Genomic DNA, 19,858 nt, shown 5'->3' on the forward strand with positions numbered 1-19,858 from the left:
GCAGGCCGATGGAGCAAGCGGCCTGCGCCCTATCAGTTGGCAACGGCGTCCGGCGACAGGCTGATCTGGCTTTGCTTGCCATAGATGCTGGTGGTCGACAGCGACTTTTCCGACTGGACGATCTCGATCGCCTGGACCGGCGGTGGCGCGCTGGCATAGCTGGGATATTGCAGCCATTGGTCAAGCTTGCGGACGGTGACCGTCCAGGGGGCGCTACTTTCATCCTTGCCGCCCAGCAAGGCGGTCAGCGTGTCTCGGGCGATGACCAGCATGGTGCCCGAATCGCCGAGCGGGATGGCATAGCTGCCCTCATTCGTCTCGCCCTGATAGATGGGGAGGCGGCCCTGTATTCGATCGGGGTGGACGCAATAGGCCGGGGCGCCCGGGGCTTCTCTATTCTTCGCCGCCTTTTCCCTGACGCTGCGGTCGATATTGCCCATCATCGCGCCGGCAATGACGGACGCGCCGTCCTTTGTCACCTTGTCCGCAGGCGCGCCGAAGACAAGCGGTTGGGGGCAGGGTTTGAGCGGAACGGCCGCCGCGAGCGGCGGTAGCGCGCGGGGCCAGCCAATCTGGGCTATCATCCGATCCAACAGGGCATCAAGCTGGGACGCATCATGGACGGGCGAGGTGACGCGCAACTTTACCACCCATTCCCCGAGCGCGATGACGGCAACGCCGCTGCTACGGCCGATCTGGGTGATAGTGAAGCTCTGGCGCAGTCCGGCTGGCACTGAACTGCCCGGAAGGGCAAAGGCCACAGGATCGCCCAGGGCTGCGGGGCGCCCGAATTTGTCGTTGGTCGCGATCATGGTGGCCGCGACATCGAACCAGATGGCGGTGGCCGGCATGGCGGCATGATAGACATAGACATTTACATGGGTGCGACTGATCGGATCGTCATAGGCGATCGATGTATCGAGGAGCGCGCCGTTGCTCAGATCCTCGACCGCACTGCGAGCAAAACCGTCAATCTTCGACGGGAAGGCAATACCGGACGGCTTGTGTGTCCAGCTTTTGACGGTCTTTACGGCGATGGGGCTTGGCTGGGCCTGCGCGGATGGGGCAAGGGGCAGGGCTGTTGCCATCGCAAAGCCGCCAACTATCCGCAACCACATGAATATCTGCCCCCTCCCGCTATGCATGCAGGCAAGGTAGCGGGAAGGGGGCAGAGCACAAGGGCCATGGGATGCCGAACAGGGGAGAGCGGCAGGATGGCCCTTGAAGCTGGCTAGCCGTGGTGCGACCCGAAGGCTGGCCGGGAGGCAAGGCCCGACCGGTCTGTCCAGTTCGTCAGGTCACTTGCACTTGGCGAAGCGACCCTTGGCGTCCTTGCAGGGGCCCTTTTTGGGGGCCGCCTTTGGCGGACATTTGACGAACTTGCCCTTCGCATCCTTGCAGGGAGCTGCCAGTGCAGGAGCGGCACTGCCAACCAGAAATGCAAGGCTGATGAAGGCGGTAGCAAGAGGACGGGTCATGGCGTTGCCCTGGGTGGAGGGTGCCGGGCTCGACAGGGGTGCGAGCCCGACGCCCTCTCTATGCGCGGTTCCGCGGGCGCAGGCCAATGAACTTTTCGTCATGTTCCGGACAGGATGGCTCAGCCACGGTCGGCATCGGCCGCTGCATTGAACAGGTCGAGCATGGCGCCCAGCCGGGCGGCCTCCTCCTGTGTCAGCCCTTCGTCCCGGTCGAACAATGCGGCAAGCTTTTGCCCGCCGGCGCGGACCGCATCGGGATCGACGCGGGCGAGCAGTTCGGGAATGCCGGCAATCGCGCCATCGGGATCATGGCGCAGCAGCTTGGCCTGCTCGCGCACCAGCGTGCGGAACAGCGGCAGGGTCATGCCCGCGGGCAGCATGTCGATATGCAGCCGGCGCGCCTCCTCGAACCGGCGGGCGTCGGTCTGCTCGCGGGTGCGCAGCACATGAAAGATCGCCCGCAACTGCGCTTCCAGCAGGCCGCCTTCATGTAGTTCGGCGCTGAGATGCGCCAATTCCTCGGCAACAAAGGCGCGATGTTCCGGGGTGTCGCCGGGGTGATGGCGGGGCGGGCGGCCATCCTGCGGGGCGACGCCCATGGCGGCCTGAACCAGCGGCGCGCCATAGATCGTATCGAAGCTGAGTGCCTGGAGCCTGTCGCGGGCATCCCGATAGGCGTCGAGCGCGCCCGCCATCATGGTCGACACCATGGTCTGGCCGGCCAGGAAGCCATTGTCGGGCGCGACCGGGCGCCGATTGTCGCGCACGACCCCGGCCCAGCCCTCGATCAGTTGCGCCATGGGATGGTCGCTCGACCAGTTGTAGGACAGGCGCATCGGGTGCCATTGCGCCAGCCAGTCGGCCAGTTGCGGGCTGGCCATCGCCTGCACCATCGGCTGGGCGAAGCGGCAATAGAGTTCCAGATTGGCTTCCGACGCACGGCGGGCGGCAACGAAGCGCCGTTCGCTGTCGAAATCCTGCTGCACGATCGCCTGGACATCGGCGATGCCGCGCCGCTGGATCGCGAGATATTGGCCGTCATCATCGACCGCGCCGGGCAGGGCGCCATCGGGATCCTGTTGCACCGTCGCCTGATAGAGGCCGGCGGGCAGCACGTCGATCAGGTCGATGGCGCTGACAAATTCGCGATGCTCCTTGCGCCCGACGCTGGCCGATACGAAAATGCCGAGATGGCCGATACTGTCATGGGTGGCATAGATGATGGTCTGATCATGGCTGACGATCTCCGCATCGTTGCGATAGAGATCGGTGATCCAGCCCAAGGCCTGCGGCGGCGGGGTGATATTGTCGCCATGCGAGCAGAAGACCAGGATCGGCGAACGGATGTTGCGCAGATCGATGCGGATGCCGTCCGAGGTCAGCAACTGCGCCGTGGCGAGGCGATTGCCGATGAAGAGATTGTCGACGATATACTGCATCTCGACATCGTTGAGATAGACATAGCCGCCCCAATATTTCTCGAAGCCGAGATAGCGGGGGGCTTCGGTATCGACCTTGGAATAAAGGGTGTAATCCTTTTTCCAGAGCGTGTTGGCGGGATCGAGATTTTCGAAATTCTGCACCAGCCAGGCGCCGTCGAAGCGGCCCGCGCCCATGTCGCCGGTCATCGCCGTCGCCCAACTGCCGCCCATCAGGCCGCCGCCATAGCGCATGACATTGTCGCCCGCCCAATAGGAGAGCGGGGCGCCGGCGACGATGATCGGGCCGAACAGCTCGGGCCAGACCGCGGCGGTCATCAATATCTGCCAGCCGGCCTGGCAATTGCCGATCACCACCGGCTTGCCATCGGCGGAGGGGTGGAGTTCGCCGACATGGGCGACGAAGGCGGCCTCCGCCCGCATCACATCCTCCACCGTCTGGCCCGGAACCGGATTGGGGGTGAAGCCGATGAAATAACAGGGGTGGCCTTCGCGCAGGGCGGCGCCGATCTCGCTGTCGGGCTTGAAGCCGCCAATGCCGGGGCCATGACCGGCGCGCGGATCGACGACGATGACCGGGCGCTTGGCGGGGTCGACCGGCAGGCCCTCTGGCGGGGTGATGCGGACCAGGCCATAATTGACCGGGCGAGGCAGATCGGCGCCGGACAGGATAATCTCGCCGTCGAAATTCAGCACGTGGGGCACGCGTTCGGCCAGATGCGCCTTATACTGGTCGCCGCGCTGGCGCTTGACGTCGGCGAACAGGACGGCGCGTTGCAACGCGTCGACGCCATAGTCGAAGGCCTGACCGAACCAGTCGAGCGGCGGCCAGAGCGGGATGGAAGCGGTGGATGTTGTGGGTTCGCTGGTCGTCTTGGGCATGGCTGGCCTTCCGAAACGCGTTCAGACGTCGCGGCGGACCCCCATTCCTGACCGCACTGCATCATAACCCCGAGTCATGACAATGCGATGGAAAATCGTCTTATTTCGACAGGCCGGTAACAACTTGTGACGGACATGCGAAAAGGGCGCGGAAAGCATAGCTCTCCGCGCCCCTTGCTATTGGTCGTCAGACCGCAGGCCTCAGGCCAGCTTCGCCTTGAGCGCGTCGACCAGATCGGTCTTTTCCCAGGGGAAATAGTCGCCGTCGGGCGTGCGGCCGAAATGGCCGTAGGCGGCGGTCTTCTGGTAGATCGGCTTGTTGAGGCCGAGATGGGTGCGGATGCCCTTGGGCGTCAGGCGCACCAGGGTCGGCAGCACGGCTTCGATCGCCGAGGCTTCGACAGTGCCGGTGCCGTGCAGATCGACATAGAGCGAGAGCGGCTCGGCAACGCCGATGGCGTAGCTGAGCTGGATCGTGCAGCGACGGGCAAGGCCGGCGGCGACGATGTTCTTCGCCAGGTAGCGGGTGATATAGGCGGCCGAACGGTCGACCTTGGTCGGATCCTTGCCGCTGAACGCGCCGCCGCCATGGGGCGAAGCGCCGCCATAGGTGTCGACGATGATCTTGCGGCCGGTAAGGCCGGCGTCGCCGTCGGGGCCGCCGATCTCGAACAGGCCGGTCGGGTTGACATAGATGGCTTCGTCGCCCGGCAGCCAGCCTTCGGGCAGGACATCGGCCATCACGCCCTTGACGTAGGCGCGCAGTTCGGCGCGGCTGTCGTCATTGTCCATGCCGGCGGCATGCTGGGTCGACACGACCAGCGCGGTCGCGCGGACCGGCTTTTCGTCGATATATTCGAGCGTCACCTGGCTCTTGGCGTCGGGTTCCAGGAAGGGAACGACCTTGCCATGGCGGTCGGCCGCCATGCGTTCCAGGATCTTGTGCGAATAATAGAGGGTGGCGGGCATGAGGTCGGGGGTTTCGTCCGACGCATAGCCGAACATGATGCCCTGGTCGCCGGCGCCTTCGTCCTTGTTGCCGCTTTCATCGACGCCCTGCGCGATGTGCGCGGACTGGCCGTGCAGGTTGTTCTCGAAGCGGAAGGTCTCCCAGTGGAAGCCGTCCTGCTCGTAACCGATGCGCTTCACGGTCGCGCGGACGGTCGCTTCGATTTCTTCCTTGGCGCCCGGTGCCCATTCGCCATTCTCATAGACGCCCTTGCAGCGGATTTCGCCGGCCAGCACGACGAGCTGGGTCGTGGTCAGGGTTTCGCACGCGATGCGGGCTTCGGGATCCTTGGACAGGAACAGGTCGACGATCGAGTCGGAAATCTGGTCCGCGACCTTGTCGGGGTGGCCTTCGGAAACGGATTCCGAGGTGAAGAGGAATTGGTTACGCATGAGACTCCCGTAAGACATGGGCGGACGAAAGGATATAAAGAAAACTTTATGTGGTTATTAGCTTTTGCCTTTGCGCAAGGCAATAGCCGTGCCGATCAACAGGATCAGGAAGGCGAGGGGCGCCCAATTGCCGATCCGTGCGAATAGCGTGGCGGGCAGCGGTGGCGGCAGGCGGCTGTCGAGATAGCCGGCGCGATGGCTGGAGAGGGCGTGGAGAATATGACCGCGCGCATCGACGATGGCGGACACGCCGGTGGGCGTGGCGCGGATGATCGGCAGTCCTTCTTCCAGCGCGCGCAGCCGCGCCTGGGCCAAATGCTGGGCCGGCCCCCAGCTGCCGAACCAGGCGTCGTTGGACGGGTTGAACAGGAAATCGGGGCGATGGGCGCGGTCGACCACCTGGCCTGAAAAGATGATCTCGTAACAGATCTGCACGCCCATCTTGAGTGCGGGGCGGCCAAGGGTGGCGGGCAGGGTCAGGCTCTGCGGGCCGGGGCCGGGCCAGAAATCGACGTCGCCCGGCACCAGTCGCGACAGGCCGATCGGCTGGAGGATGCTGCGCATCGGCAGATATTCGCCATAGGGGACGAGGTGCGCCTTGTCATAGCGGGCGGCAAGCTGGGCATCGGGGGTGACGACGAACAGGCTGTTGTTGGCACCGGCCAGTTCGGCCGTGCCATAAGGCCCCTTGTCCTTGAAATAGACCTTGGTCGCGCCGGTCATCAGCAGGTCGCCCGGCCCCATCAGGTCGGCGAGGCGCCAGCGCCATTCGGGTTCCATGTCGAGATAGGCGGGGATCGCCGCTTCGGGCCAGAAGATCAGGCGCGGGGCAGGGCGGGGCTTGCCCGAAAGGGTGGCGAGGGTACGGAAATGCGCCTGTTCCAGCTCGGCCGAATATTTCTCGTCCTGGCCGATATTGGGCTGGACCACGCGGATCAGCGGCGCGCCGGCGGGCGTCGTCGGCGCGGGCGAGAATTGGCCCCAGAGCGCGAGGGCGACGAGCGGCACGGCGATGGCGGCGGCAGGGCGATACTGGCGGCGCGCGGCCAGCAGGCTGGCGCCGGCAGCGAGCAGCACCAGCGCGCCCAGGCCATAGGTGCCGATCAGCGTCGCGGCGATGGCGGCGCCGGTCGGCAGCAGGGTGACGCCCAGCGGGTTCCAGGCAAAGCCGGTGAAGATGGTGGCGCGCGCATATTCGCTGGCGATCCAGCAGCCGGCGAACAGCAGTAGGAAGGCGGGGCCGGTGAAGGCGAAACGGCGCCCGGCCCACCATGCGCCCAAGGTCGCGAGACCGGGATAGACGGCGAGATAGAGCGAGAGCAGGACCACCGCGCCATAGCCGAACCAGTGCGGCATCGCGTCCTGATAGGTGAAGGCGTGGGCGATCCAGTTAAGGCCCAGGGTGAAGTGGCCGACCCCGAACAGCCAGCCGCGCAGGAAAGCTGCGCGGCGGTCAGGCGCGCGCTTGATCAGCAGGATGAGCAGCGCAAAGCAGCCGATGGTGACCGGCCAGAGTTTCAGCGGCTCGAAACCGGTCGCCGAGAGGAAGCCGGCGAGCAGGGCAGCAAGCCGGGGATGGCGCGCGAGCAGGGCGTTCATTTGCGGCGGATCAGGAGATGGTAGCCATGGTGGCGTTGGAGCAGCGGTCGCTCTTCTGCCCGCCGCCCGACAGCATCGATGCCGCGACGAAACCGCCGACCACCAGCACCAGGAACAGGGCCGACAGCGGTGCCAGATATTTCTCGATGAACGCCTTGATCGGGCGGCCGAATTTCCAGAACAGGAAGCCGACGATCATGAACTGGAAGGCGCGGGACAGGATGCTGGCCCACAGGAAGGTGAAGAGCGACAGGCCGATGAAGCCGGCGGTGATGGTGATCAGCTTGAACGGGATCGGGGTTGCGCCCTTGATCAGGATGATCTCCGCGCCATAGTCGCGCAGATAGCAGGCCGCGACCGGGAATTTTGCCGACAGGCCAAGCAGATGCAGGATCTGCGCGCCGACCGCCTGATAGAGGAAGTGACCGATGCCATAGCCCAGGAGGCCACCCAGCACCGAGGCGATGGTGCAGATGAGGCCATAGCGGATCGCCTTTTCCGGCCGCGCCAGGCACATGAGGCCCAGCAGCGGATGCGGCGGGATCGGAAAGAAGCTGGATTCCATGAAACTGAAGGCAAAAAGCCAACGTTCGGCGTGCGGGTGAGCGGCCTTGGCCAGCATCCACTGATAGAGCTTGGTGAGCATCGCGAGCGGGCCTAGCTCAGTTGCACGGGAGCCGCCAGCGCTTTTGCCAGGACGACCATTTCCAGCGGCGGATCGAGTGGCACGGGGAAGGGGCGCTTCTCGTCGGTCAGCACATAGCCGCGCCGCTGATAATAGGCGATCAACTCGGGGCGCCGGTCGATCACCGTCATCTCGATCATGGTCGCGCCGAAATCGCGCGCAGCCTGATCCTCCGCCGCAGCGATCATGCGGCGGCCAAGCCCGGCGGCCTGAAGCTGCGGATCGATACAGAGCAGGCCGAGATAGGCGACGCCCTCCTCGCGCTTCGTGATCTGGACGCAGCCGATCGGCATGCCCTTGTCGTCGATCGCGACCAGCAGCCGGTCGGTCGGGCTGGCGAGGATCTCCTGCAATTCCTCGATATCGGTGCGGGCGTCGGTCAGCAGGTCGGACTCGAATGTCCAGCCGGCCCGCGCCTCGTCGCCGCGATAGGCGCGCTCGATCACGCGGTGGAGCAGGGGCAGGTCGGCGGGGGCGGCAAGGCAGATATCCATGGCCCCGCCTTTAGCGGGGCGGCGATGGCTGCAAAAGCCCTGAAGAATGGATGCGGCGATGCTTGATCGGGACGCTGCGGCCGCGATAGGATCGGCGTCAAAGAGGAGAGTGACATGCAGGACATGGGCGAGGGCAGTTGCCCCTTCAGCTTCAACATGGACCCGGCCAGCTTCAAGGTCGGCGATTCGGTCAGCTATCGCGTGACCGGCAGTCTGGAGGGATTTCCCTTTGCCGGGGTGCTGCTGGAAGTGCATGACGATCATGTGGTGCTGACGTCCGATGTCGACGACAAGGCCAGCCGGATGCGGGCCACGCGCGAGAGCCGGCCGGTGGTGCGCGAAGAGGATGTCTGCTGACGGGCAGGGCGTCGGCCGGCCAATCCAACCACATTACCGATTTGTCAGCCGCCACGGCGTTGACTGTCCGGCGCCGTCTGGGCATGACGCGCAACGCATAGAGACCGGTCGGCACGCTTGATAATTTCGCATATTCCCTGGGACAAGTTGCGGCAGCGGGCCGGCGGCCTGGCGTTCGCGCTGGTGCTGAACGCGATCCTGCTGCTGGCGCTGCTGACGATGGCGCCGCATATCGATCCCAAGAAGGTCGAGGATCGCAATCCGGTGAGCTTCGATATTGAGCCGGCCAAGCAGGCGAACAAGGAAAAGTCCAAGGCGCAGAAGGCGGAAAAGCGCGAGCGTGATACCGCCGCGCCCAAGCAGAAGAGCGAACCGGTGGTGACGCCCCCCCGGCCGGTCGAGACGCCGAGCGTGCAGCCGCCATCGCCTTTCCCCTTCATCACGCTCGACAGCCGCCAGATGGCCGCGGCGGACATCGGCAAGATGGAAAAGAAGACGGCGGGCGTCGGCGACAGCGGCACCGGCAATGCCAAGGCGATCGTGGGGCCGGGCGAGGGGCCGGGCGGCGTGCAACTGTTCGAGGCTGAATGGTATCGCCGGCCGACCCACGCCGAATTGTCGACCTATCTGCCCGCCAATGCGCCGGCGCAGGGCTATGGCCTGGTCGCGTGCAAGACGATCGACCATTATCATGTCGAAAATTGCCAGATGATCAGCGAATATCCGACCGGATCGGGCTTTGGCCGCGCGGTGCGCCTGGCCGCCTGGCAATTCCTGGTGCGCCCGCCCCGCGTCGACGGCAAGCCCCAGGTCGGCGCCTGGGTCCGCATCCGCATCGATTATACCCGAACGGTTATCGGTGGCAGCGCCGGCGCGGACGACGACGGACGCTGAGGCGCGGTAGGTCGGGTATCGAGCAGAAGCGGACATGTTCAAACTCCTCCCCAAGCTTGTCTTGGGGAGGTGGCAGGCGCGTAGCGCCTGACGGAGGGGAAGGTGCCTATTAACGCTGCGCTATTGGGCCTGTGCCCCTCCACCATTTGCTGCGCAAATGGTCCCCCTCCCCGGTCCGGGGAGGAATGTCTTGTTTCCACCCCATCGCCCCAAGGGCAGGACAATCGGTCCGGCTTGATCCCCTTCCGGTCGCGGCCTACACCCGCGGCATGACTATTGCCTCCTATCCGGCGCTGCGCATGCGCCGTACCCGTGCCACCGCCTGGAGCCGGGCGATGCATGCCGAAAACCGCCTGTCGCCCAGCGATTTCATCTGGCCCCTGTTCGTGACCGAAGGGGACGGCGTCGAGGAACCGATCGTGGCGCTGCCCGGCGTGTCGCGCTGGTCGGTCGACCTGATGGTGGCCCGAGCCAAGGAAGCGCGCGACGCCGGCATTCCCTGTCTGGCGCTGTTCCCCAATACCCAGGCCGACCGTCGCAGCGACGATGGCGCCGAGGCGCTGAACCCCGATAACCTGATGTGTCGGGCGATCCGCGCGATCAAGGATGCAGTGCCCGATATCGGCGTGCTGACCGACGTGGCGCTCGACCCCTATACCGCCCATGGCCAGGACGGGCTGCTCGACGAGACCGGCTATGTCGTCAATGATGCGACGATCGACGTGCTGATCGGCCAGTCGCTGAATCAGGCAGCGGCGGGCGCCGACATCATCGCGCCGAGCGACATGATGGACGGCCGGATCGGTGCGATCCGCGAGGCGCTGGAGGAAACCGGCCACGCCAATGTCCAGATCATGGCCTATGCCGCCAAATATGCCAGTGCCTTCTATGGTCCGTTCCGTGACGCGGTGGGATCGCGCGGGCTGCTGAAGGGCGACAAGAAAAATTACCAGATGGACCCGGCCAATGGCGAGGAGGCGCTGCGCGAGGTCGCGCTGGACCTGGCCGAGGGCGCGGATAGCGTGATGGTGAAGCCGGGCCTGCCCTATCTGGATATCGTCGCGCGGGTGCGCGATCGTTTCTCCGTCCCGGTCTTCGCCTATCAGGTATCGGGCGAATATGCGATGATCGAACATGGCGCCGCTGCCGGCTCGGGCGATCGCGATGCGCTGATCCTGGAAACGCTGATGGCGTTCAAGCGGGCCGGCTGTTCGGGCGTGCTGACCTATCATGCGCTGCACGCGGCGCGGCTGCTGAATGGTTGAGGCGCAGATGACCGATCATCCCGCCGACCATCCTGATGTTTCGATCATCCCGCTGAACGGCAAGGCGCCGCTGATCCACCCCAGCGCCTTCATCGCGCCGGGATGCCGGATCATCGGCGACGTCGAGATCGGCGCGGATGCCAGCATCTGGTATAATTGCGTGATCCGGGGCGATGTGAACCATATCCGCATCGGCGCGCGCACCAATATCCAGGACGGCACGGTCGTCCATTGCGACAGCCCCGGCGACGGCCGTCCGGGCTATCCGGCGGAGGGCTATCCCACCATCATCGGCGAGGATGTGCTGATCGGCCATATGGCGATGGTCCATGGCTGCGTGCTGGAGGACCGTGCGTTCGTGGGGCTGGGCGCGATCGTGATGAGCGGCTGCACCGTGGAGAGCGACGCGATGCTGGCGGCCGGCGCGCTGCTCTCGCCCGGCAAGACGGTGTTGCACCGGCAGCTCTGGGCCGGGCGCCCGGCCAAATATATGCGCGACCTGACCGACGAGGCGATCATCACCATGCGCGAGGGCGTCGACCATTATGTCCATAATGGCAAGGCGCATAAGGGCGCAGTGCGCCAGATGGGCTGAAAACCGGCGCATTTCCGGTTTCTGGCGATCCGTCGTCGTCAACCAATTGTCCGACATTATTTTGCGAAAATTGCGTGAATTAGCAATTAATCAAGTTTTTGCGCGGAATGGCAGTCCCGACATTTCATTCGGGATTATCCATGAAATTCCGCAATTTATTTCTGAGGCATGACGGTAGTGTCAGTGTCGTCGCTGCCCTGTCGCTGATCGGCGTCATCGGCATGGAGGGTCTCGCTGTCGATCTCAATCGCGGCTATGAGCGGCGGATCGCGACCCAGCGCGTGGCCGACATGGCGGCGCTGGCCGCAGCCGTCGCCTACAAGGCGGACGGATCGCAGGCGATATTGCGGCCCACCGCGGTCGATCTGGTCACCGCCCATGGCATCACCGACGCGACGATCGACGTCGCGCTGCTGGCCGACACGTCCGAAGCCGGCGCCAAGGCGGTGCGCGTGGAACTGACGACGCCGCTGCCGCTCAGCCTCAGCCGCATATTGGGCGCTGCGGCAACCATGCCCGTAAAGGTCAGCGCGATGGCGCGCCTGGCAGGCAGCGCATCGGCCACGCCCTGCATATTGGGCCTCGCCTCGTCGGGCAATGCGGTCGAGACACAGGGTGGCGCGACAATCAACGCGACTGACTGTTCGGTGGTCGGCGCCGGATCGGTCAACAATGGTGGGTCGGGCATCACGGCCAAGGAAATCGTCTCGGGCGCGGCCGACATCATCAACAATTATGGCACATTGTCGGCCGATCTGCTGCGCTATGCCGGCAGCTTTTCCAATCCCAGCTGGAACGGCAATGTCCCGGCGGCGGACAAGCGGATCAACCAGTCGACCGCGATTAGCGACCCGCTCGCCAATTCGATGGATCTCGCCACCGCGCGGCAATTGCTCGGCACCTTCCGCACGCCGCGGACCATTGCCAATCCGGTGACGCCGGCCTGCGCCGACATATGGACTTTCGGCAATTCGCCCTCGGCCGGTGCAGCCCCCTTCCGTCAGGGCAACAGCGCCAAATTCACCGTGCCCGCCGGCAATTACTGCCTGTCGCGGATCACGATCGACGGTGGCATCACTGTCACCTTCCAGGCTGGCTCCACCGTCACCGTCGCCAATGGCGTGTCGGTTGGTGGCGGTTCGACTGTCAATTTCGGTGACAATGTCTGGCGGATCAATGGCGGCTTCAACAGTGGATCGAGCGGCGTCACCTTCGGCAATGGCGAAGTGTCGATCGGCGCCGGCACGGTCAGCTTTGCGGGCACCAACCGGATCGGCACCGGCCCTGTCTCGATTGCGGCGAACATCACGCTGTCGGGCGGCACGTCCCTGGCAGTGGGCGCGGGTAGTCACGGCTTCAAGGGGATCAGCGTCGGCGGCGGTAGCTGGATGACGCTGGGCGATGGCGATCTGGACGTCGCCGGCCAGATCAGGATCGATGGCGATTCCACCCTGATCGCGGGCACCGGCAACTACACCCTGGCCAATGCCGGCAGCGACGCCATCACGCTGAGCGGTAGCGGCCGCTTCTTCATGGGCGACGGGCTGTTCAGCGCCAATGGCAATATCGTGACGGCCGGTGGCAGCCGCCTGGTCTTCGGCAAGACCGCCAATCACCTGATCAACGGCAATCTGTCGATCGCCGGATCGGTGCTGTTCGGCGCCGGGCGCTACACGGTGAGCGGCGGCCTGACCAACGGCACCGGTGGCACCACCTGGCCCTATACGTCGCCGATCACCAACCAGAGCTGGGGCCAGACGCTGGAGGGCGTGTCGGTATCCGGCTATGACATGGCCGGCGTCAATGTCAGCTTCATCCTGGGCGGGACCATCAACCTGGCCGGTGGCGCCAAGACCAAGCTGATCGCCCCCACCAGCACCGTCGAAGGGGCGGCCATCGCCGACATATTGGTCGACAGCCTGACATCGCAGGCGACCAACTGGGGCGCAGGGTCGCAGAATGTCTTTTCCGGCGTCGTCCATCTGCCCAATTCGGCCGTGACCATGTCGGGCGGCAATAACAGCCTGTCAGCGGGCCAATGCTTCACCCTGATCGCCTATCGCGTCACCGCAAGCGGCGGCGCCAATGCCGGCACCGCCTGCAAGTCGATCAGCGATCTGGTCGGCGGCAGCGGCGGCGATGTGGAGCTGGTGGCATGATCGGTGGCTTGCGAACGCTGCGTCGCTCGGAACGGGGCGTGGCCACCGTCGAGTTCGCGCTGTGGCTGACCCTGTTCTTCACGATCAGCCTGGTCGCGATCGACATTGCCCAGTTCACCATCCAGCGCGGGCGGCTGGCCGAAGCGGTCAGCGGTGCATCGCTGTCGGCCTTCAAGACACGCGACGCGGTGCAGTTCCAGTCCATTCCCGCCTATGTCCAGGCGATGGCGGCGGCGCCGGGGCAAAGCCCGATCACCGTCACCGTCGGCTGCAATGGCGGGACGGGCAATTGCACGAACAGTTCCCGCGTCTGCGCCTGCCTCAGCCAGACGGGCAGCTTCATTCCGACCAACAGTTGCGGCCAGAGCTGTGGCAGCGGCGCGAGCGCGAACAGCCGGTCGGGCTATTATCTCGACATCGTCGCGAGCTACAAGTTCAACCCGCAATTCGTCCCGGCCTCGCTCGCGGAAAAGGCGGTCATCACCCAGAAGACGACGGTGCGCCTGCAATGACCCGATGGCTGAACCCTATCCGATCGAACCAGACGGGCGCGGTCGCGGTCGAATTTGCCCTGCTGGCGCCGGTCTTCTTCGCCTGCCTGTTCGGCGTGATCGAACTGGGACGGCTGGCCTGGACCAAGCAGGCGCTGCGCGAGGCTGCCTACAGCACGGCGCGCTGCCATATGGTCAATGACAGCGCGTGCGGCACCACGCAGCAGCAGATCAGCTATGCCGTGGCGCGGGCCAAGGCGAACGGCATCGTCATTGCTGCGGCCAATGTCAGCATTCAGGCCAATGTGGCGTGTCGCGGTGTCGGCCAGGCCAGCATGGTCGAGATCAACAAGCCGTTCAGCTCGCCGATCAGCCAGCTCGTGCCGCTGCCGACGACGGTGTCGGCGAAATCCTGCCTGCCGGGGCTTGCGGGCTGACAGATGGGCTAATGCCCAATGCTCCGGTCAGGGCTGGGGCAGGCGGTTCTTCAGCGCGTCGATGCGGTCATTCTGGCTGTCGACCATCGACAGGACGCTGGCGCGTGCCGCGTCGATATCCGCGACGCCGCCCTTTTCCGATCCATCGGCGACCGCGTTGGAGCGTTCGATGAACAGGGTGTCGAGGCTGGCGAGGGCGGAGACGCTGTCGTTGCGGGCGGATTCGGCGGCGCTGATCGCAACCTGCGCCGCGACCCAGGCGTCGCTTGATACCGATGCCCGACCGGCGCTGTTTACGGCGCGATCGGCGCTGGCATAGGCCTTGTCGAAATTGGCGCCGCCGCTCTGCGCCTGGCTGGTGAGCTGGCTGATCTGGGCCTTGAGCTTCTCGTCGGCCGGCACGGGAAGCGGGGCGGCGGGCGCCTCGGCCATCGGTGCGCTTTCGACCGGGCGCTTGGCAAGCGAGGGATAGCTTTCATGCGCGCCGGCGCAGCCCGACAGGATCAGGGCGATGGTGGGAAGGAAGCGGCGCGTGATCATGATCTGCATCTAGGGCGGGACCGGAAGGCGCGCAATGGGGGTTTGTCCGGTCCCGCGCGATAGATTTAGCGCGGCAGGGCGGCGGCTTCGCGCGCCAGTGCCTCGATCACTGCGGGATCGATCGGCCCCTTGGGCACGACCCAGCTGCCGCCGACGCATTTGATGAAGGGCTGGGCCAGCCATTCGGGTGCGCTCTGGGCGGTGATGCCGCCGGTCGGGCAGAAGCGCGCGGTGTGCAGCGGCGCGGCCAGCGCCTTGAGCGCCGGAAGACCACCCGAGGTTTCCGCCGGGAAGAATTTGAAGTGGGACAGGCCCATGTCCATGCCGCGCATGATGTCGCCGGCCGTGGCGGTGCCCGGCAGGAAGGGGATGTTGGCGGCGATCGCGGCCTTGCCCAGCGGTTCGGTGAGGCCGGGGCTGACGATGAAGCGGGCGCCCGCTTCCATCGCGGCGTCGAGCTGGGCCGGGTTCAGCACCGTGCCGGCGCCGACGACCGCGCCCTCGACCTTGGCCATCTCGCGGATGACGTCAAGCGCGGCGGGGGTACGCAGCGTGACTTCGAGGGCGGGCAGGCCACCCTTCACCAGCGCCTGGGCAATGGGGAGCGCATCCTCGACCCGATCGACCACCAGCACCGGGATCACCGGGGCCAGTTCCATCACCTGTTCGACGGTCAAGCTCATGCATTCTTCTCCCTAAAGGCCGCGGCAGCGCCGAACAGGCCGATTTCTTCATGGATCGCGCAGCGGATCGGCACGGTGGCCATCAGGCTCTCGAACCGGCCCTTGGCCTTGAAGCGGGCGTGGAAGCCGCTTTGTTCGAGAAAATCCTTCATCCGCTGGGTGAGGCCGCCGGCCAGTACCACCGCATGGGGGCCGTGCGCCAGTGCCAGATCGCCCGCGACCGAGCCATAGCAGAGGCAGAAGCGGTCAAGCGCGCGGCGGGCGAACTCGTCGCTGCCGTCGAGCGCGGCCTGCCACAATTCGGGGTCTTCCATCAGCATGACCCGGTCATGGCCGATGGTGGCGAGCGCCTTGTAGATATAGTTGAGGCCCGGACCCGACACGATCCGCTCGGTCGAGACGCGCAGGAACTTGTCGCGCAGATAGTCGAGGATCTTCACCTCGATCTGGTCGAGTGGGGCGAAGTCGAGATGGCCGCCCTCGGTCGCGATGACATGGGGATGGCCATCATCATAGGCGATCATCGCGACGCCAAGGCCGGTGCCGGGACCGACCACGGTGACGCCGCCGTCGCGCGGAAAGGGGCGATCCTCGCCGAACAGCAAAGGCAGATTTTCGTCGGGCAGGCGCGAGACGGCATGGGCCACCGCCTCGAAATCATTGACCAGGCGCACGGTGCGCAGGCCCAGATCCTCCGCCAGCGTGTCGGCGCGGATCACCCAGTTGCTGTTGGTCAGCTTGATGACCTCGCGGCCGATGGCGGTGGCAAAGGCGATCGAGGCGGCGTCGGGCAGCGGGGTGTCGCTATCCTTGCTTTCGTCTTCGACGAACGCGCCCCAGCAGGCCTGGAGGCTGGGATAGTCGGCGACCTTGTATTTGCGGACGGTGCCGAGTGTCGGCACGCCTTTGTCGTCGAGCGAAGCGCGAGTGAAGCGCGCATTGGTGCCGCCAATGTCAGCGGCGATGATGTCGGTCATTTGTCTCTCTCTCCGGACATTCGCGCCAGCGCATCCGAGTGCGCCGGCACGAATGGCTGTGCTTATATCGCGAGTTCGGCGTCCATCGCGGCGAGGATCGGGGAAGCGCCCTGTTCGGCAAGGTCGCTATGGTGGCGGAACAGCGCGAACAGTTCGCGGCCGGTGTCATAGGGCGGCGGCGGCGCGGCGGGAATGTCGCGCGCGTCCCAGGTGGCGGCATCGACCAGCGCCTCGACCTGGCCGCTTTCCGCGCAGACGCGGACGAGATCGCCATCGCGTAGCTTGCCGATCGGGCCACCACCCAGCGCCTCGGGCGACAGATGGATGGCGGCGGGCACCTTGCCCGACGCGCCCGACATGCGGCCGTCGGTCAACAGCGCGACCTTGAAGCCGCGATCCTGTAGCACGCCCAGCGCCGGGGTCAGCTTGTGCAGTTCGGGCATGCCGTTGGCACGCGGGCCCTGGAAGCGGACGACGACGACGACGTCGCGTTCCAGCTCGCCCGCCTTGAAGGCGCGCAGCACATCGTCCTGATCGTGGAAGATCGCGGCCGGCGCCTCGATCGTCCAGCGTTCCTTGTCGACCGCGCTGACCTTCATCACGCAGCGGCCAAGATTGCCCTGGAGCAGCTTCATGCCGCCATCGGCCTGGAACGGGTTGGAGGCCGGACGCAGCATCGCCTCGTCGCGGCTGGCGGGGACGTCCTGCCAGACCAGCGCATCATCCTGCAGCACCGGTTCCTTGCCATAGTCGGTCAGATCCTGGCGCGCGACAGTCATGATGTCGCGGTGGAGCAGGCCGGCGTCGAGCAGTTCGCGGATGATGACGGCCATGCCGCCCGCCGCGTGGAAATGGTTCACGTCGCCCGATCCATTGGGATAGACGCGCGCCAGCAGCGGCACCACGTCCGACAGTTCGGCAAAGTCGGTCCAGTCGATATGGATGCCGGCCGCGCGCGCGATGGCGGGCAGGTGGATCGCATGGTTGGTCGATCCGCCGGTGGCCATCAGGCCGATGATCGCGTTGACGATCGCCTTTTCATCAATGCAGTGGCCGAGCGGGCGATAGTCATTGCCGTCCCAGCCGATGTCGGCGATGCGATGGGTGGCGGCGCGGGTCAGTTCGCTGCGCAGCTTGGTGCCGGGATTGACGAAGGCGGCGCCGGGCATGTGCAGGCCCATGACTTCCATCATCATCTGGTTGCTATTGGCGGTGCCGTAGAAGGTGCAGGTGCCCGCGCCATGATAGGAGGCGCTTTCGCTTTCCAGCAGTTCCTCGCGGCCCACCTTGCCCTCGGCATAGAGCTGGCGGATGCGGACCTTTTCCTTGTTGGCGAGGCCCGAGGGCATCGGCCCGGCCGGGATCAGGATGGTCGGCAGATGGCCGAAACGCAGTGCGCCGATCAGCAGGCCGGGCACGATCTTGTCGCAGATGCCGAGCATCAGATTGCCCTCGAACATCGCATGGCTGAGCGACACGGCGGTCGACAGGGCGATGGTGTCGCGGCTGAACAGGGAGAGGTCCATGCCGGCCTGGCCCTGGGTCACGCCGTCGCACATGGCGGGCACGCCGCCCGCCACCTGCGCCGTGGCGCCGATCTCGCGTGCGGCGATCTTGATCTGCTCGGGGTAGCGGCCATAGGGCTGATGGGCCGAGAGCATGTCATTATAGGCGGTGATGATACCGATGTTCATCGCCCGGCCGGTGCGGATGACAGCCTTGTCCTCGCCGCTGGCGGCAAAGCCATGGGCGAGATTGCCGCAGGACAGCTGGGCACGGTTGGTGCCCGCATCGCGGCCCCGCTCGATCAGGTCGAGATATTTGAGGCGCGTCGCCGCACTGCGCTCGGTGATGCGTTCTGTGACCTTGGCGATCACGGGGTGAAGATCAGTCATGCCAGCTGGCTCCGTCGCGTTCGATTAGGGCAATGGCCGAGGACGGCCCCCAGTTCCCGGAGGAATAGGTCGACACCTTCATGTGCGCCTCCTTCCATCCGTCGATGATGGAATCGATCCAGGCCCATTGGGCTTCCACCTCGTCGCGGCGGACGAACAAGGTCTGGTCGCCGGCGAGCAGGTCGAGGATCAGTCGTTCATAGGCGATGCGGCGACGCTGGCCGGCAAAGGCGGCGGTTAGCGACACGTCGAGCGTCACTTCCTCCAGTTGCACCTGCCGCTCCAGTCCCGGCCGCTTCGACATGATGGTCAGTCGGATATATTCTTCCGGTTGCAGGCGGATCACCAGCGTGTTCGGTTCCAGCCCGGAGCCCCCACCCGAATGTTGCCCGTCACGGCCGAAGATCGAATGGCGCACCGGCTTGAACTGGATCATGATTTCCGACTGGCGCGCGGGCAGCCGCTTGCCGGTGCGCAGGTAGAAGGGCACACCCTGCCAGCGCCAATTGTCGATATGCGCCTTCAGCGCGACGAAGGTTTCGGTGTCGGACGGCTGGCCCAGTTCGTCGGCATAGCCGGTGACGATCTGGCCGCCGACGGCGCCCGGCGTATATTGGCCACGCACGCTGTGGGTCTTGACCGTTTCCGCGGTCATCGGGCGCAGCGAGCGCAGCGCCTTCACCTTCTCGTCGCGCACGGCCGTGGGGTCCATGCGGGCGGGCGGCTCCATCGTTAGGATGGAAAGGATCTGGAGGATATGGTTCTGCACCATGTCGCGTAGCGCGCCGACGCCGTCATAGTAGGAGACGCGGCCTTCGAGGCCGACGGTTTCGGCGACGGTGATCTGGACATGGTCGATTGCGGTGGCGTTCCACAGCGGTTCGAACATGACATTGCCGAAGCGGAGCGCCAGCAGGTTCTGAACGGTTTCCTTGCCCAGATAATGGTCGACGCGGAAAATCTGCTCTTCAGCGAACAGGTGGCCGATGCTGTCGTTCACGACCTTGGAGGAAGCGAGATCCTTGCCGATCGGCTTTTCCATCGCGATCCGCGTCCTGGGCGTCAGCAGGCCGGCGTCGGCCAGCCCCTGTGCGGTCGGGCCGAACAGCGAGGGCGGGGTGGAGAGATAGACGGAAATGCCGCGTTCCAGGCGTCCATCGACGCGCTCGGCCAGCTCTGCGAAATGGGCGCCGTTGCTGGAATCGACCGGCTGATAGAGGATCATCGCGCGGAAACGCGCGGCGATGTCGGCATCATAGCGGTCGGCCGGCAGGAACTGCTTGAGCGCCGCGCAGACTTCCTCGCGAAAGGCTTCGTCATCCATTTCGGTGCGGGCCGAAGCGATGATCAGGAAGTCGTCGGGCAGCAGGCCGTCCGACAGAAGATTGTAGAGCGATGGGAAAATCATGCGCCGGGCAAGATCGCCGGTGGCACCGAACAACAGGAACGTGGCAGACGGTTCGGTCAAAGGACAGTCCTTCTCCGTTAGTTATCTATGTCTGCACGATGCGGCTCTTATACCGGCCGTGCTTCGTTACGCAAGCAGGCTATAGGCAGGAAAATGATGCTGCAACTGCGAACGACTCG

Annotated in this window: 18 protein-coding genes; 7 read left to right on the plus strand and 11 right to left on the minus strand. The window is 65.3% G+C overall.

The annotated features are described in order from the left end of the window. Nucleotides 1–32: 32 nt before the first annotated feature. The 6 genes from E5554_RS12485 to E5554_RS12515 form a co-directional block, all read right to left on the minus strand. The gene (locus E5554_RS12485) at nt 33–1,118 is read right to left on the minus strand and encodes a hypothetical protein (RefSeq protein ID WP_247594250.1); all 1,086 of its coding nucleotides are present in this window, start codon (nt 1,116–1,118) and stop codon (nt 33–35) included. Nucleotides 1,119–1,597: 479 nt separating this feature from the next. Beyond that, nucleotides 1,598–3,799 (minus strand): DUF3141 domain-containing protein, encoded by a 2,202-nt coding sequence (locus tag E5554_RS12495; RefSeq protein ID WP_136186971.1) that lies wholly within the window; start codon nt 3,797–3,799, stop codon nt 1,598–1,600. 201 nt (nt 3,800–4,000) lie between these two features. After that, nucleotides 4,001–5,200 (minus strand): methionine adenosyltransferase, encoded by a 1,200-nt coding sequence (gene metK / locus E5554_RS12500; RefSeq protein ID WP_004212015.1) that lies wholly within the window; start codon nt 5,198–5,200, stop codon nt 4,001–4,003. Nucleotides 5,201–5,257: 57 nt separating this feature from the next. After that, the gene (gene lnt, locus E5554_RS12505; protein WP_136186972.1) at nt 5,258–6,799 is read right to left on the minus strand and encodes an apolipoprotein N-acyltransferase; all 1,542 of its coding nucleotides are present in this window, start codon (nt 6,797–6,799) and stop codon (nt 5,258–5,260) included. A 10-nt stretch (nt 6,800–6,809) separates the two neighbouring features. Beyond that, nucleotides 6,810–7,445 carry a DedA family protein gene (locus E5554_RS12510; RefSeq protein ID WP_048937039.1) on the minus strand — a complete coding sequence of 212 codons (636 nt, stop codon included), beginning with the start codon at nt 7,443–7,445 and terminating at the stop codon, nt 6,810–6,812. A gap of 11 nt (nt 7,446–7,456) precedes the next feature. Then, nucleotides 7,457–7,978, minus strand: coding sequence for a GNAT family N-acetyltransferase (locus E5554_RS12515; protein ID WP_136186973.1), 522 nt, complete (start codon nt 7,976–7,978; stop codon nt 7,457–7,459). Nucleotides 7,979–8,092: 114 nt separating this feature from the next. Here E5554_RS12515 and E5554_RS12520 point away from each other — a divergent pair, with 114 nt between their 5' ends. The 7 genes from E5554_RS12520 to E5554_RS12550 all read left to right on the plus strand — a co-directional run bounded on the left by E5554_RS12520 (nt 8,093) and on the right by E5554_RS12550 (nt 14,176). After that, nucleotides 8,093–8,335 (plus strand): hypothetical protein, encoded by a 243-nt coding sequence (locus E5554_RS12520; RefSeq protein ID WP_004212020.1) that lies wholly within the window; start codon nt 8,093–8,095, stop codon nt 8,333–8,335. Between the two features lie 117 nt (nt 8,336–8,452). Further along, nucleotides 8,453–9,229, plus strand: a complete 777-nt coding sequence (locus E5554_RS12525; RefSeq protein ID WP_125987040.1) for a hypothetical protein — start codon at nt 8,453–8,455, stop codon at nt 9,227–9,229. Between the two features lie 269 nt (nt 9,230–9,498). Then, nucleotides 9,499–10,494 carry a porphobilinogen synthase gene (gene hemB / locus E5554_RS12530; RefSeq protein ID WP_136186974.1) on the plus strand — a complete coding sequence of 332 codons (996 nt, stop codon included), beginning with the start codon at nt 9,499–9,501 and terminating at the stop codon, nt 10,492–10,494. A 7-nt stretch (nt 10,495–10,501) separates the two neighbouring features. Then, complete coding sequence (locus tag E5554_RS12535; RefSeq protein ID WP_069338155.1) at nt 10,502–11,089, plus strand: gamma carbonic anhydrase family protein; 588 nt, start codon at nt 10,502–10,504, stop codon at nt 11,087–11,089. A 140-nt stretch (nt 11,090–11,229) separates the two neighbouring features. Then, complete coding sequence (locus E5554_RS12540) at nt 11,230–13,248, plus strand: pilus assembly protein TadG-related protein (RefSeq protein WP_136186975.1); 2,019 nt, start codon at nt 11,230–11,232, stop codon at nt 13,246–13,248. Then, the gene (locus E5554_RS12545) at nt 13,245–13,760 is read left to right on the plus strand and encodes a TadE/TadG family type IV pilus assembly protein (protein ID WP_125987046.1); all 516 of its coding nucleotides are present in this window, start codon (nt 13,245–13,247) and stop codon (nt 13,758–13,760) included. The genes E5554_RS12540 and E5554_RS12545 overlap by 4 nt, the downstream gene beginning before the upstream one ends. Next, nucleotides 13,757–14,176 carry a TadE/TadG family type IV pilus assembly protein gene (locus E5554_RS12550; RefSeq protein WP_010337972.1) on the plus strand — a complete coding sequence of 140 codons (420 nt, stop codon included), beginning with the start codon at nt 13,757–13,759 and terminating at the stop codon, nt 14,174–14,176. The genes E5554_RS12545 and E5554_RS12550 overlap by 4 nt, the downstream gene beginning before the upstream one ends. Before the next feature lie 27 nt (nt 14,177–14,203). Here the strand turns inward: E5554_RS12550 and E5554_RS12555 are convergent, their stop codons facing one another. The 5 genes from E5554_RS12555 to zwf form a co-directional block, all read right to left on the minus strand. Then, nucleotides 14,204–14,725, minus strand: coding sequence for a hypothetical protein (locus tag E5554_RS12555; RefSeq protein WP_136186976.1), 522 nt, complete (start codon nt 14,723–14,725; stop codon nt 14,204–14,206). 56 nt (nt 14,726–14,781) lie between these two features. Beyond that, nucleotides 14,782–15,399, minus strand: a complete 618-nt coding sequence (gene eda / locus E5554_RS12560) for a bifunctional 4-hydroxy-2-oxoglutarate aldolase/2-dehydro-3-deoxy-phosphogluconate aldolase (protein WP_004212030.1) — start codon at nt 15,397–15,399, stop codon at nt 14,782–14,784. Then, nucleotides 15,396–16,376 (minus strand): glucokinase, encoded by a 981-nt coding sequence (gene glk / locus E5554_RS12565; RefSeq protein ID WP_004212031.1) that lies wholly within the window; start codon nt 16,374–16,376, stop codon nt 15,396–15,398. The genes eda and glk overlap by 4 nt, the downstream gene beginning before the upstream one ends. Nucleotides 16,377–16,438: 62 nt before the next feature. Further along, nucleotides 16,439–18,271, minus strand: coding sequence for a phosphogluconate dehydratase (edd, locus tag E5554_RS12570; RefSeq protein ID WP_136186977.1), 1,833 nt, complete (start codon nt 18,269–18,271; stop codon nt 16,439–16,441). Further along, entirely contained in the window at nt 18,264–19,739 is a 1,476-nt protein-coding gene (zwf, locus tag E5554_RS12575) for a glucose-6-phosphate dehydrogenase (protein WP_004212033.1), read from the minus strand. The genes edd and zwf overlap by 8 nt, the downstream gene beginning before the upstream one ends. Between the last annotated feature and the right edge of the window lie 119 nt (nt 19,740–19,858).

Origin of the sequence: Sphingobium sp. PAMC28499, assembly GCF_004795815.1 — a bacterium.
In the GTDB taxonomy this organism is placed as follows: domain Bacteria; phylum Pseudomonadota; class Alphaproteobacteria; order Sphingomonadales; family Sphingomonadaceae; genus Sphingobium; species Sphingobium yanoikuyae.

Bases quoted from the DNA above. Each gene is read 5' to 3' on its own strand.
- E5554_RS12495 (WP_136186971.1), bottom strand. From the start codon at position 3,799: ATGCCCAAGACGACCAGCGAACCCACAACATCCACCGCTTCCATCCCG.
- E5554_RS12535 (WP_069338155.1), top strand. From the start codon at position 10,502: ATGACCGATCATCCCGCCGACCATCCTGATGTTTCGATCATCCCGCTG.
- eda (WP_004212030.1), bottom strand. From the start codon at position 15,399: ATGAGCTTGACCGTCGAACAGGTGATGGAACTGGCCCCGGTGATCCCG.
- E5554_RS12550 (WP_010337972.1), top strand. From the start codon at position 13,757: ATGACCCGATGGCTGAACCCTATCCGATCGAACCAGACGGGCGCGGTC.
- E5554_RS12485 (WP_247594250.1), bottom strand. From the start codon at position 1,118: ATGTGGTTGCGGATAGTTGGCGGCTTTGCGATGGCAACAGCCCTGCCC.
- E5554_RS12540 (WP_136186975.1), top strand. From the start codon at position 11,230: ATGAAATTCCGCAATTTATTTCTGAGGCATGACGGTAGTGTCAGTGTC.
- E5554_RS12520 (WP_004212020.1), top strand. From the start codon at position 8,093: ATGCAGGACATGGGCGAGGGCAGTTGCCCCTTCAGCTTCAACATGGAC.
- E5554_RS12555 (WP_136186976.1), bottom strand. From the start codon at position 14,725: ATGCAGATCATGATCACGCGCCGCTTCCTTCCCACCATCGCCCTGATC.
- glk (WP_004212031.1), bottom strand. From the start codon at position 16,376: ATGACCGACATCATCGCCGCTGACATTGGCGGCACCAATGCGCGCTTC.
- hemB (WP_136186974.1), top strand. From the start codon at position 9,499: ATGACTATTGCCTCCTATCCGGCGCTGCGCATGCGCCGTACCCGTGCC.
- metK (WP_004212015.1), bottom strand. From the start codon at position 5,200: ATGCGTAACCAATTCCTCTTCACCTCGGAATCCGTTTCCGAAGGCCAC.
- lnt (WP_136186972.1), bottom strand. From the start codon at position 6,799: ATGAACGCCCTGCTCGCGCGCCATCCCCGGCTTGCTGCCCTGCTCGCC.
- E5554_RS12545 (WP_125987046.1), top strand. From the start codon at position 13,245: ATGATCGGTGGCTTGCGAACGCTGCGTCGCTCGGAACGGGGCGTGGCC.
- edd (WP_136186977.1), bottom strand. From the start codon at position 18,271: ATGACTGATCTTCACCCCGTGATCGCCAAGGTCACAGAACGCATCACC.
- E5554_RS12510 (WP_048937039.1), bottom strand. From the start codon at position 7,445: ATGCTCACCAAGCTCTATCAGTGGATGCTGGCCAAGGCCGCTCACCCG.
- E5554_RS12515 (WP_136186973.1), bottom strand. From the start codon at position 7,978: ATGGATATCTGCCTTGCCGCCCCCGCCGACCTGCCCCTGCTCCACCGC.